The organism is Blastococcus sp. SYSU D00669, assembly GCF_054050715.1.
Genome location: NZ_JBJGZV010000010.1, coordinates 75,841 through 88,230, shown reverse-complemented (window position 1 = coordinate 88,230; position 12,390 = coordinate 75,841). Strand labels below are relative to the sequence as shown.

General features: G+C 73.3%; 13 protein-coding genes. 5 read left to right on the top strand and 8 right to left on the bottom strand.

What is annotated here, in order from left to right; translation table 11 throughout:
* Positions 1 to 40: 40 nt before the first annotated feature.
* From trxB to ACI8AF_RS09545, 4 genes are all read left to right on the top strand, one after another.
* Positions 41 to 1,060 carry a thioredoxin-disulfide reductase gene (gene trxB / locus ACI8AF_RS09560; protein ID WP_456539459.1) on the top strand — a complete coding sequence of 340 codons (1,020 nt, stop codon included), beginning with the start codon at positions 41 to 43 and terminating at the stop codon, positions 1,058 to 1,060.
* A 77-nt stretch (positions 1,061 to 1,137) separates the two neighbouring features.
* On the top strand, positions 1,138 to 1,467 hold the full coding sequence (gene trxA / locus ACI8AF_RS09555) for a thioredoxin (protein ID WP_456539458.1): 330 nt from the start codon (positions 1,138 to 1,140) through the stop codon (positions 1,465 to 1,467).
* A gap of 115 nt (positions 1,468 to 1,582) precedes the next feature.
* On the top strand, positions 1,583 to 2,725 hold the full coding sequence (locus tag ACI8AF_RS09550; protein WP_456539457.1) for an N-acetylmuramoyl-L-alanine amidase: 1,143 nt from the start codon (positions 1,583 to 1,585) through the stop codon (positions 2,723 to 2,725).
* 93 nt (positions 2,726 to 2,818) lie between these two features.
* Positions 2,819 to 4,222, top strand: coding sequence for an aminotransferase-like domain-containing protein (locus tag ACI8AF_RS09545; RefSeq protein ID WP_456539456.1), 1,404 nt, complete (start codon positions 2,819 to 2,821; stop codon positions 4,220 to 4,222).
* A 43-nt stretch (positions 4,223 to 4,265) separates the two neighbouring features.
* Here ACI8AF_RS09545 and ACI8AF_RS09540 read toward each other — a convergent pair whose 3' ends face one another.
* The 8 genes from ACI8AF_RS09540 to rpmH all read right to left on the bottom strand — a co-directional run bounded on the left by ACI8AF_RS09540 (position 4,266) and on the right by rpmH (position 9,762).
* On the bottom strand, positions 4,266 to 5,294 hold the full coding sequence (locus tag ACI8AF_RS09540; protein WP_456539455.1) for a ParB/RepB/Spo0J family partition protein: 1,029 nt from the start codon (positions 5,292 to 5,294) through the stop codon (positions 4,266 to 4,268).
* Positions 5,291 to 6,331 (bottom strand): ParA family protein, encoded by a 1,041-nt coding sequence (locus tag ACI8AF_RS09535; protein ID WP_456539454.1) that lies wholly within the window; start codon positions 6,329 to 6,331, stop codon positions 5,291 to 5,293. Before ACI8AF_RS09535 ends, ACI8AF_RS09540 begins: the two co-directional genes overlap by 4 nt.
* Positions 6,332 to 6,428: 97 nt before the next feature.
* Positions 6,429 to 7,082, bottom strand: a complete 654-nt coding sequence (gene rsmG, locus ACI8AF_RS09530; protein ID WP_456539453.1) for a 16S rRNA (guanine(527)-N(7))-methyltransferase RsmG — start codon at positions 7,080 to 7,082, stop codon at positions 6,429 to 6,431.
* Entirely contained in the window at positions 7,079 to 7,735 is a 657-nt protein-coding gene (locus ACI8AF_RS09525) for a Jag family protein (RefSeq protein ID WP_456539452.1), read from the bottom strand. The genes rsmG and ACI8AF_RS09525 overlap by 4 nt, the downstream gene beginning before the upstream one ends.
* Positions 7,736 to 7,820: 85 nt before the next feature.
* Entirely contained in the window at positions 7,821 to 8,921 is a 1,101-nt protein-coding gene (gene yidC, locus ACI8AF_RS09520) for a membrane protein insertase YidC (protein WP_456539451.1), read from the bottom strand.
* Positions 8,914 to 9,258 (bottom strand): membrane protein insertion efficiency factor YidD, encoded by a 345-nt coding sequence (gene yidD, locus ACI8AF_RS09515; RefSeq protein ID WP_456539450.1) that lies wholly within the window; start codon positions 9,256 to 9,258, stop codon positions 8,914 to 8,916. The genes yidC and yidD overlap by 8 nt, the downstream gene beginning before the upstream one ends.
* Entirely contained in the window at positions 9,255 to 9,623 is a 369-nt protein-coding gene (rnpA, locus tag ACI8AF_RS09510; RefSeq protein WP_456539449.1) for a ribonuclease P protein component, read from the bottom strand. The genes yidD and rnpA overlap by 4 nt, the downstream gene beginning before the upstream one ends.
* A gap of 1 nt (position 9,624) precedes the next feature.
* The gene (gene rpmH, locus ACI8AF_RS09505) at positions 9,625 to 9,762 is read right to left on the bottom strand and encodes a 50S ribosomal protein L34 (RefSeq protein ID WP_089305879.1); all 138 of its coding nucleotides are present in this window, start codon (positions 9,760 to 9,762) and stop codon (positions 9,625 to 9,627) included.
* A 624-nt stretch (positions 9,763 to 10,386) separates the two neighbouring features.
* Between rpmH and dnaA the strand changes: the two genes are divergently transcribed.
* Positions 10,387 to 12,135 carry a chromosomal replication initiator protein DnaA gene (gene dnaA / locus ACI8AF_RS09500; RefSeq protein WP_456539448.1) on the top strand — a complete coding sequence of 583 codons (1,749 nt, stop codon included), beginning with the start codon at positions 10,387 to 10,389 and terminating at the stop codon, positions 12,133 to 12,135.
* Positions 12,136 to 12,390 lie beyond the last annotated feature (255 nt).

The window sequence follows — 12,390 nt, the reverse complement described above, 5'->3', positions numbered from 1 at the left end:
GGCCGCCCCGCGGGGGAATGCCACCCCTACCATCCACGTTGTGCCGCCCGTGACGAACTCCCAGCCGACTCCCGGACCCGCGGTCTCGACCGATCCGGCCCACCCGGCCATCCCGCCGGCGGAGCACGACGGCGTCCGCGACCTGATCATCATCGGGTCCGGCCCGGCCGGCTACACCGCGGCGGTCTACGCCGCGCGTGCCAACCTGCACCCGCTGGTGTTCGAGGGCTCGCAGTTCGGCGGCGCCCTCATGACCACCACCGAGGTGGAGAACTTCCCCGGGTTCCCCGAGGGCATCCAGGGCCCGCAGCTCATGGACGACATGCGCACGCAGGCCGAGCGCTTCGGCGCCGAGCTGCAGCCGCGCGACGTCACCGAGGTCGACCTGACCGCCACGCCCAAGGTCGTCAAGGTCGGCGACGAGACGCACCTCGCGCACGCCGTCATCGTGGCCACCGGCTCCAAGTACCGGTACCTGGGCCTGGACAACGAGCAGCGCCTGCTCGGCCGCGGCGTCTCCGCCTGCGCCACCTGCGACGGCTTCTTCTTCCGCGACCAGGACATCATCGTGGTTGGCGGCGGCGACTCGGCGATGGAGGAGGCCACCTTCCTCACCCGCTTCGCCAAGAGCGTGACCGTGGTGCACCGCCGCCGCGAGCTCCGCGCCTCCAAGATCATGCAGAAGCGCGCCCAGGACAACGAGAAGATCCGCTGGGCGCTCGGCAAGCAGGTCACCGACGTCCTCGGCGGCGACACCGTCAACGGCGTGCAGCTGACCGACGTCGAGTCGGGCGGCACCGAGGAGCTCCCGGTCACCGGCGTCTTCGTCGCCATCGGCCACGACCCGCGCAGCGAGCTGTTCGCCGGTCAGCTGAAGCTGGACGACGCCGGCTACATCCAGGTGGAGCACCCGACCACCCGCACCAACATCGACGGCGTCTTCGCCTGCGGTGACGTGGTCGACCACATCTACCGGCAGGCCATCACCTCGGCCGGCACCGGGGCCGCGGCCGCGATCGACGCCGAGCGCTGGCTGGCCGAGACCTTCGGCGAGCGCTGACCCGGGCATAGATCCCCCACCACGCCGGTTGCACCGACCGGCGACCTTTCGAGCAACCGATACAGGGAGTACGACCCATGGCAGGCAACACCGTGACGGTCACCGACGCCAGCTTCGCCAGCGACGTCCTGGGCAGCGACAAGCCCGTTCTCGTGGACTTCTGGGCGGAGTGGTGCGGGCCGTGCAAGATGGTCGCCCCCGTGCTGGAGGAGATCGCGGCCGAGCACGGCGACAAGCTCACGATCGCCAAGCTGAACATCGACGAGAACCCGCAGATCGCCCGCGACTACCAGGTCATGTCGATCCCGACGATGACCGTCTTCCAGGGCGGCAAGCCGGTCAAGAGCATCATCGGCGCCAAGCCCAAGGGCGCGATCCTCTCCGACCTCGCCGACTACATCGGCTGAGCGCACCGAGCGTGGTCCCGGGGCCCGTCCGACCACCCGGTCGGACGGGCCCCGTCGCGTTCGGGGTGACCCCGGCTGGGCCGGCACGGGCACGGCGGGCGACAATCGGAGCACGATGAGCGACAGCCGCATGCACCCCCTCCGTCCCGGGGACAGCGGCCCGGCCGTGGCCGAGGTGCTGGCCGCGCTGCGCAGCCTGGGCCTGCTCCCGACCGCCCCCGACGGCCTCGCCGACGGCGCGGCGGTCTACGACGCCGCGACCGAGCTCGCGGTCCGGCACTTCCAGCAGGTCCGCGGCCTGAGCGTCGACGGCCGGGTCGGCGAGGAGACCTACCGGGCGCTCACCGAGGCGCGGTGGTCGCTGGGGGACCGGCTGCTGCGCTTCGACCCCGAGCGCCCTATGCGCGGCGACGACGTCACCAACCTGCAGGACCGCCTGCACGAGCTCGGCTACGACGCCGGCCCGGTCGACGGCGTGTTCGGCCCCGAGACAGAGACCGGGCTGCGCACCTTCCAGCGCGACTACGGCCTCACCTCCGACGGCACGTGCGGGCCGGCCACCCTGCGCGCGCTGCGCCAGCTCGGTCGCAAGGTGGTCGGCGGGCGGCCGCAGCTGCTGCGGCAGAGCGCCTCGTTCGTCGAGAGCGGGCCGCACCTGATCGGTCGCCGGATCGTCGTCGACCCGGGCCACGGCGGCCCGGAGGCCGGGCACTCCTCCGGCGAGACGACCGAGGCCGACCTGGTGTTCGACATCGCCTCCCGCATCGAGGGGCGGCTGGCCGCCGCGGGCGCCACCGTCTACCTCACCCGCGGCCGCCACCAGAACCCCACGCACCTCGAGCGGACGACGTTCGCCAACCAGGCCCGCGCCGACCTCTTCCTCTCCCTGCACGTCGACGCCCACCGCTCCGAGCACGCCCGCGGGGTGGCCAGCTACTACTACGGCACCGGGTCGGGGGCCTCCTCCACCGTCGGCGAGCAGTTCGCCAACCTGGTCCGCCGCGAGGTGGTCGTCCGCACCGGCCTGCTCGACCTCGGCTCGCACCCCAAGACGTGGGACCTGCTGCGCACCACCCGGATGCCCGCCGTCCGGCTGGACCTCGGCTACCTGTCCCACCCCGTGGACCGGCTGCTGCTGCTCGACGCCCGGCTGCGCAGCACCATCGCGCACGCGGTGCTGGCCGCCGTCCAGCGGCTCTTCCTCGCGCCCGAGGCCGACCCGCCGACCGGCACCTTCGTCCTGCCGGCCAAGGGCTGACGCTGTGACGGATGGAGCGGGCGGGACCGGACCCGTCCGTCCGCCGGCCGTGTCCTGCAGGCCGTCCGGACGGCGCTGCCTACACTTCTGAAGGTGGCTTCCCTCCCGCCCGGTTCCGGCGCGCACCCCGGCCTGCCCCCTGTCCCGCGGTCCTCGCGGCTGGACCCGCTGGCGGACCGGTACGCAGCACGCACGCACGGGATGAAGACCTCCGAGATCCGCGCGCTGTTCTCCGTCGTCAGCCGGCCCGAGGTGGTCTCGCTCGCCGGCGGGATGCCCGCCGTCACCGCCCTCCCGCTCGACGCCGTCGGCTCGATGATCGGCGAACTGGTCTCCGGGATGGGCGCGCAGACGCTGCAGTACGGCTCCGGCCAGGGCGACCCCCGGCTGCGGGAGCGGATCTGCGACGTGATGGCGCTGGAGGGCATCCGCGACGCCTCGCCCAGCGAGGTCGTCGTCACGGTGGGCTCCCAGCAGGCCCTGGACCTGGTCACCCGCGTCTTCTGCGACCCCGGCGACGTCATCCTCGCCGAGGGGCCCTCCTACGTCGGGGCGCTGGGCGTCTTCCAGGCGGCCGAGGCCCGGGTGCGGCACGTACCCATGGACGACGACGGCCTCATCCCCGAGGCGCTCGAGCAGGCGCTGCTCGACTCCCGCGCGCGCGGCGACCGCGTGAAGTTCCTCTACACCGTGCCCAACTACCACAACCCGGCCGGGGTCACGCTCTCCGAGCCGCGCCGGCGGGCGATCATCGACCTGGCCGACCGCTACGACCTGCTGATCATCGAGGACAACCCGTACGGGCTGCTGGGCTTCGACCGGGAGCCGATGCAGGCGCTGCGGGCCCGCGACTCCCAGCGGGTCATCTACCTCGGCTCGTTCTCCAAGACGTTCTCCCCGGGTCTCCGGGTGGGCTGGGTGCTGGCGCCGATCGCGGTCCGCGAGAAGCTCGTGCTGGCCACCGAGGCGCAGGTGCTCTGCCCGCCGTCGCTCACCCAGTACGCCGTCGCGCGCTACCTGGACACCCAGCCCTGGCAGCAGCAGATCAAGCACTTCATCGAGCTCTACCGCGACCGCCGCGACGCCACCCTCGAGTCACTCGACGCGCTCATGCCGGCCGGCACCACCTGGACCCGTCCCGACGGCGGCTTCTACGTGTGGCTGAAGCTGCCGCACGGCCTCGACGCCAAGCTCATGCAGCCGCGGGCGGTGAACAACCTCGTGGCCTACGTGCCCGGGATCGGCTTCTACGCCGACGGGAGCGGCAAGGAGTACATGCGGCTGTCCTACTGCTACCCGGAGCCGCACGAGATCCGCGAGGGCGTGCGTCGGCTGGCCCGGGTGGTCGAGCAGGAGCTGGACCTGCACACGACCTTCGACTCGGTCGACACCGGCCGGTTCCGGGCGATCCGGCCCGACGGCTCGCCGCACGTGCCCGACGTCGAACCGTTCGTCGGCCCGGCCAACAGCGACCGGTACACCGACCCGCGGTCCTGAATTGCGTCCGTGACGTTTCAGCCGGTCGGCCGGAGCGTCTCCGTCAGGAGTCGCCCCGGCGGCCGGTGATGTCCGGCGCCATGAGACCGACGATCCGCTGCAGGTCGTCGACCGAGCCGAACTCGACGACGATGCGGCCCTTCGCCCGGCCGATCTGCACCTGCACCTTGGTCTCGAAGACGTCGGAGAGCCGCTGCCCGAGGTCCTCCACCCCGGGCGCGCTGATCTTGCGCGTCCGGCGCTTCGCGGTGGGCTGCTCGGCGGCGGCGACCGCGACGGCCTCCTCGGTGGCCCGGACCGACATCCCCTCGGCGACGATGCGCGTGGCGAGGGCGTCCATCGCCTCGGCGTCGGCCAGGCCGAGCAGCGCCCGCGCGTGCCCGGCGGAGAGCACGCCGGCGGCCACCCGGGTCTGCACCTTCACCGGCAGCTTCATCAGCCGGATGGTGTTGGTGACCTGCGAGCGGCTGCGGCCGATGCGGCTGGCGAGCTCCTCGTGCGTGGCGCCGAACTCCTCCAGCAGCTGCTGGTAGGCCGCGGCCTCCTCCAGCGGGTTGAGCTGGACCCGGTGGATGTTCTCCAGGAGCGCGTCGCGCAGCAGGGCGTCGTCGGTGGTGTCCCGGACGATCGCGGGGACGGTCTGCAGGTCCGCCGCCTTGGCGGCGCGCAGCCGCCGCTCGCCCATGATGAGCTCGTAGCCGCCGTCCGCCCGCTCGCGGACGACGATCGGCTGGAGCAGCCCGAACTCGCGCACGGAGTGGGTGAGCTCCTCCAGCGCCTCGTCGTCGAAGACCTGCCGCGGCTGCTTGGGGTTGGGGACGACGTCGTCGACGGACACCTCGCGCAGCTGGGCGCCCGGCACCCCGACGGCGTCCTCGACCGGCGCCGGGCGCGCGGGACGGACGACGGGTGCGGGGGGCTCCTCGGCCGGCTCGTCGCCGGGCGGCGGCACCGCGGCGGGCGCCGGGGCGGCGACGACGGCGGGACGGTCGACCTCCGGCCCGGCGGGCGGGGGAGGAGCGGTGGGGATCAGGGCCGCCAGGCCGCGGCCGAGCCCGCCACGCTTGGTCATCGGTTCTCCGTCGGGTGCTCAGGGGTGGAGACGGCGGATCCGTAGGACGGGGGCGCGACACCGGCCGGCATCCGCCCCGGATCCAGCGGCGGCAGCGCAGCACCCCGTTCGGCGAGCTCCCGGGCCGCCTCCACGTACGCCGTCGCCCCGCGGGACCCCGGGTCGTACGTCAGGACCGACTGGCTGTAGCCCGGCGCCTCGGACACCCGGACGTTGCGCGGGATGACGGCGTTCAGCACGAGGTCGCCGAAGTGGTTGCGGACCTCCTCGGCCACCTGGTCGGCGAGCTTGGTCCGCCCGTCGTACATGGTGAGCAGGATCGTCCGGACGGCGATGCCCGGGTTCAGGTGCGCCCGCACCAGGTCGATGTTGTTGAGCAGCTGCCCCAGCCCCTCCAGCGCGTAGTACTCGCACTGGATCGGGATCAGCACCTCGTCGCCGGCCACCAGCGCGTTGAGGGTCAGCAGCCCCAGCGACGGCGGGCAGTCGATGAGGACGTAGTCCGGCTTGCGGTCCTCGGGCAGGGAGTGGACGTAGGCCTCGATGGCCCGGCGCAGCCGGTACTCGCGGGCCACGACGGAGACCAGCTCGATCTCGGCACCCGCGAGGTCGATCGTCGCCGGCACGCAGGTGAGCAGCGGGCTGGCGTTCGTCTGGTGCGTGACCTCCGACAGCGGGCTGTCACCGACCAGGGTGTCGTAGACCGACGGCGTCCCGACCGTGTGGTCGACGCCCAGCGCCGTGCTGGTGTTGCCCTGCGGGTCGAGGTCGATGACGAGCGTCCGCAGTCCGTAGAGGGCCAGCGCGACGCCGAGGTTGACCGCGGACGTCGTCTTGCCGACGCCGCCCTTCTGGTTGGCGATGGTGATGACCCGCAGCCGTCCCGGTCTCGGGAACGGTTCCTGGTCGGCGGCGTGCAGCACGCGGGTGGCCCGCAAGGCCTCCATCGCGATGGGGCTGTCGAAGTCCGCCGGAGCCCCCGAGGCGGCGTTGTCAGCAGCGAGACTGCTCCGCAACCGCTCGCCCGGGTCGGTCATCGCGGTCCTTTCCCCCTCGAACCCGCACCCGTTTCACGTGGAACGGGTCCGGGTACAGCTGTCGGTTCCACGTGGAACAGGTGTCGGCGTGCCGCCGTCACCGCTCCCCGCGGGTCATCACCACCACGGTAGTGGCAGCGTTCCCGAGCGCGGCGCCGACAGCCCGCGGATGTACGTCACGCATACCGGCGGCCTCCAGCTCGGGCACCAGCGCGGGCAGCTCGGCCACGGCGCGCGCCCCGACCAGGGCCACCAGGCGGGTTCCCGGCCGCAGCAGTCCGCGGCACCAGGCGACCAGCCGGGGCAGAGGCGCCACGGCCCGGGCGGTGACCACGTCGACCGGCCCGACGGCGGTGACGACGCCGCGGTCCTCGGCTCGGCCGCGGACGACGCGCCACGGCGCGCCCAGCTCCGCGACGGCCTCCTCGAGGAACTCGACCCGCCGCGCCATCGGCTCCACCAGGGTCAGCGCCAGGTCGGGCCGCGCGAGGCCCAGCGGGATCCCGGGCAGGCCGGCGCCGCTGCCGACGTCGACCACCCGGGCCCCCTCGGGCACGGCCTCGGCCACCGCGGCGCTGTTGAGCACGTGCCGGTCCCACAGCCGCCCCACCTCGCGGGGGCCGATCAGCCCCCGCGCGACGCCGTCGGAGGCCAGCCGGGCGACGTAGCGCTCGGCCGCCGGCAGCGCCTCCCCGAACAGCTCGGAGGCCGTCTCCGGCGTTCGCGGAACGGAATCGTCCGGAAGCGTCACGCGTCCGGCAGGACCACGACGCGCCGGTTGGGCTCCTCGCCCTCGGACTCGCTGCGCACGCCGCTCACCGCGGCGATGACGTCGTGGACGACCTTGCGCTCGAACGGGTTCATGGGGGTCAGCCGCTCCGGCTGGCGGCTCTGCGCCACCCGGCGGGCGGCCTCGCCGGCCAGCGCGGACAGGTCGGCCCGCCGCTTGGCCCGGAAGCCGCCGACGTCGAGCATCAGCCGGCTGCGGACCCCGGTGGACTGGGCAACGGCGAGGCGGGTGAGCTCCTGCAGCGCCTCGAGGACCTGCCCGTCGGCGCCGATGAGGTCGTCGAGCTGGCCGCCGACGATGGCGACGGAGGCGCGGTCGCCCTCCACGTCGAGGTCGATGTCCCCGTCGACGTCGAGGATGTCGAGCAGCCGCTCGAGGTAGTCGCCGGCCACGTCGCCCTCGCGGACGAGCAGGTCGTCGGCGGTGTCGTCGGCGGTGTCGTCGTCCTCGTCGTCGTCGACGTCCTCGACCAGAGCGTCGTCGCCGGTCGCGTCGGGATCGGGCAGCGCGGGCTGACCGTCGGGCTCGACCGCGGTGCCGGGAGCCGGGCTGAGCACGGCGCCCGACGTCACCTCGGCGGTGGCGGCGGTGTCCGGCTGCTGCGGAGCACTCACGGGGGTTCCTCCTCGGAAGGTCGGACGTCAGGTCTGCGGGCCGGCAGCGGCCGGCCGGGCGTCCGGGAGGACGCCGGAGCGCCGGTCAGCGGCGCTTTCGTTTGGCCTTGGTGGCACCGGAGCTGCCGGTCTTCGGCGTCGCCCCGTTCGACGCCGCTCGACCGCCCGCGCCGCTACCGGTCCCGCCGTCGGCGGCCGGCGTGCCCTCCGAGGTGGGGGTGCCGGAGCCGGCGGTGCCCGCCGACGTGCCGCCGTCGGCCGGGGCGGCCGGCGCGGCCGGGCCGACCGGCTTGCCACCCTTGCCGCGCACCGGCTTCGCGCCGGGCTTGGGGGCGAGCGCCTTCGGGTCGATCGCGGGCTTCTCGGCGGCCGCCTGGGCCAGGGCGGCGGGGGAGCCGGGGGGCGGCGGCAGCTTCTTCAGCACGTAGAACTGCTGGCCCAGCGTCCACAGGTTGTTGGTGAACCAGTACAGGAGGACGCCGATCGGGAAGAAGAAGCCGGAGACGAAGAGGCTCAGCGGCATCCCGTAGAGCATGAACTTCTGCACGAGCGCGGCCTGGCCCTCGACCGGGCCCGACCGCCGCATGATCTGCTTCTGCGTGAAGTAGGTGGTCGCGCACATGATCACGATCAGCACGAACGCGACGATGCGGATGTTCGTGTAGGTGGCGATCTCGAGGATCGCCTGCTCCTTGGAGCCGGACATGTTGAACGACGCCGAGATGGGCGCGCCGAAGAACTTCGCCCGGGCCGCCTCGTCGGTGAGCTGGTCGCTCCAGCTGTAGAGACCCTCCGCGCCGGGCGCGATCCGCCGCAGCACGTGGAACAGGCCGATGAACACCGGGATCTGCGGCAGGATCGGCAGGCAGCCGGCCAGCGGGTTGACCCCCCGCTCCTTCTGCAGCGCCATCACGGCCTGGCTGAAGCCCTGCCGGTCGCTGCCGTACTGCTTGCGCAGCTTCTGGATCTCCGGCTGGATCTCCTGCATCGCCCGCTGCGACTTGATCTGCTTGACGAACAGCGGGAACAGGATGATGCGGATCGTCACGACGAGGAAGACGATCGCCAGCACCCAGGCCAGGCCACCGAGGACGCTCTCCGGGTTCGGATCGCCGAACAGGGCGTTCCACAGGGAGTGCCACCGCGCCATCACCCAGGAGATGGCGGTGTAGATCCAGTCAAGCAATGGAGGACTCCTCCCGCGGGGCCCGCGTGGTCGCACGGTCGGGGTGGTGGGGACCGTCGGCGCCGGGGACCGCGGCCGGTGCCGCAGTGCTCGACGTCCGGCCGACGGCGGTGGTTCCGGGACGCGGCTCGGGCACGAGGTCGACGCCGCCGGGGTGCCAGGGGGCGCACTTCGCCAGCCGGCGCAGCGCCAGCCAGGTGCCCCGCGCGGCGCCGTGCCGCTCGATCGCCTCCAGCGCGTACGCGCTGCAGGTCGGGTGGAAGCGGCAGCGCGGCGGCAGCGCGGGGCTGATCGCCCGCTGGTAGAAGCGGACCGCGGCGAGCAGAGCCGCCTTCACGAGCGGACCCGCTCGCCGAGCAGGCGGTCCAGGCCACCGGCCAGGTCGCGGCGCAGCCGCTCGGAGGTCGCCTCGGCGGCCTCGGGACGCGCACGCACGACCAGGTCGGCCGCTGCGGGCAGCCGGTCCAGTTCGTCGCGGACGACGGCGCGCAGCCGGCGGGTCACCCGGTGACGGACCACCGAGTTGCCGACCGCCCGGCCCACGACGAACCCCGCCCGCGGGCCGTCGGCGACGACGCCCGGCGGAGCGGGACGCTGGGGGAGGTAGTGGAGCACCATGGTCGGCCGCCCGACGCGCCGCCCCGACCGGACGACCGCGGTGAACTCCGGACGCCGGCGCAGGCGGGCCTGCGCGGGCAACACCTCAGGCGGAGAGCTTCTCGCGCCCCTTGCGCCGACGGCCGGCGATGATCGCCCGGCCCGCGCGGGTGCGCATCCGCAGCCGGAAGCCGTGGGTCTTGGACCGACGACGGTTGTTCGGCTGGAACGTGCGCTTGCTCACGAGGTACTCCCACTACACGACATCGGCGGTCGCGCACCCGCCGGCCGACGGGCGCGCTCGGGGTGCGGACCCCGGAAGCTGGTTCCTGCGAGAAGCCCGGGAGACAGGTACGACCTGCGCAGGCGCCCCGGGCGCTCTGCAGACGCCGACGAGCATAGCCGAGGATCGGCGTCGCCCGGTGGCCGGGCCGGACGACGACCGCCCAGGGTCGCCCACCGCCCGCCGTCGGCTCCCGAGGCACGCCGTGGTGACGACCGTCGGAACCCGGATCGACTCGCCCGGGAACGTCGGGCGAGCGTTGCCCGGCTGTGGACAGGGCTGTTAGCGTCGCCGTCGCTCCGCGTCGGTCCCCGCAGGTCCGGCGCCGGGGCCGACCCGTCGGTCGGACCGGCGCGGCCGATCCCAGTCCGTCTGCGAACACAGGGCTCTGACCAGTACACACGTCCTCACGGAGGACCGCCAGCGGCGGCCCGCGAGGAGACGTGCGCCGGTAGTGCACAACCTGTGGACAGAGATGTGGAACGCGCCTGTGCGGGTATCCACATCTCCAGGGCCCGGGGAGTCGGCACGACGGGGCCGGGCCGGGGGCCCGGGGTCGACGACAGCACTGGGAGGACGACGGGCATGACCGATGCCACGCTGGACCTGGCGACGGTCTGGGACCAGATCCGCGAGCGGCTGGCCACGAGCCTGTCCCCACAGCAGAACGCGATGCTCAACCTGACCCGGCCGCTGGGTCTGGTCGAGGACACCGCCGTGCTGGCCGCGCCGAACGAGTTCACCCAGACCGTGCTCGAGTCGCGGATGCGCCGCGTGCTGTCCGAGGCGTTGTCCGAGCAGTTCGGCCGCGACATCCGCGTCGCCGTCCAGCTGGAGGACGCCCCGGCCGAGCCGCCGGCCGCGCAGGAGGAGCCGCCCACCCGGCGGCCGTGGTCGGCGGCCGGGAACCACCGCGCCGAGGAGGACCGGGAGAGCCGGGACCGGGCCGACGACGGCCGCAGCGCGTTCGGCGTCCGGGCCGGCGCCGCCCCGGTGTGGGAGCGGGAGACCCCGGCGTGGCCGCAGGAGGGCCCGGCCTGGGCCCGGGAGCCGGCCCACCCCGTGTCGGCAGCCGCCGAGCCGGGCCCGCGGCCGGTGGCCGACCGCGGGGCCCCGGAGGACTGGAGCCCGGCCGTCGCGGCGGCCGCGCCTCCCGCGGCCGACGAGCACACCGCCGACGTCCTGCCGTTCGACCTGGAGCTGCCCGCCGACACCGGCCGCCGGGCCGGGGGACGACGCGCCGAGGGCGGCCGTGCCGCCGCCCGCAGCGCGGAGACCGACCGCCGGCCGGCCGCCGCCGACCTGGGCCTCAACCCCAAGTACGTCTTCGACAGTTTCGTCATCGGCAACAGCAACCGGTTCGCCCACGCCGCGGCGGTCGCCGTCGCCGAGGCCCCGGCCCGCGCCTACAACCCGCTGTTCATCTACGGCGAGTCCGGGCTGGGCAAGACCCACCTGCTGCACGCGATCGGCCACTACGCCGCGCGCATGTTCCCCAACGTCCGGGTGCGCTACGTCAGCACCGAGGAGTTCACCAACGAGTTCATCAACCTGGTGCACTCCGGCCGGGCCGAGGACTTCCGGCGCCGCTACCGGGACATCGACTTCCTGCTCATCGACGACATCCAGTTCCTGGAACGCGCCGAGCGGACGCAGGAGGAGTTCTTCCACACGTTCAACACGCTGCACAACGCCAGCAAGCAGATCGTCATCACCTCCGACCGGCCGCCGAAGAAGCTGACGACGCTGGAGGACCGGCTGCGGACCCGCTTCGAGTGGGGACTCATCACCGACGTCCAGGCGCCGGACCTCGAGACCCGCATCGCGATCCTGCGGAAGAAGGCGTGGGGCGAGCGGCTCCAGGTGCCCGACGCGGTGCTCGAGTTCATCGCCAGCAAGGTGCAGACCAACATCCGCGAGCTCGAGGGCGCGCTCATCCGGGTCACGGCCTTCGCCAGCCTCAACAAGCAGCAGGTCGACCTGCCGCTGGCCGAGCTCGTGCTCAAGGACCTGATCAGCGACGAGCAGGGCCCGCAGATCACCGCGGCGATCATCATGGCCGCCACCGCCGAGTACTTCTCCGTGACGATGGAGGAGCTGCAGGGCACCAACCGCAGCCGCACGCTGGTCAACGCCCGGCAGATCGCGATGTACCTCTGCCGCGAGCTCACCGAGCTGTCGCTGCCCCGCATCGGCGCCTCGTTCGGCGGCAAGGACCACACCACGGTCATGCACGCGGTCAAGAAGATCACCAATCAGATGAGCGAGCGGCGCGCGACGTACACCCAGGTCACCGAGCTGACCGCCCGCATCAAGAGCCGCGCCCGCCAGTAGAAGGACCCCGTCCTCCCCACCCCTCGCAAGCTCGGGGCAGGTCCCTGGACGGGGCCGCTCCAGCACGTCACCGGTCGACTTATCCCCACCTGTGGGGAACCGTGTGCATGGCGTAAGCGCACGTCCTGCGCGGGCGAGCGCGGGTCGTCGCCGGGGACGCCGTCGACTCGTCGAGAAGTTGTCCCCAGGGATGTGCACAGGTTGGGGATGTCGCGTGTGTGCCGGCTCACATCCGGTCACCGGCACGCGCGCCGC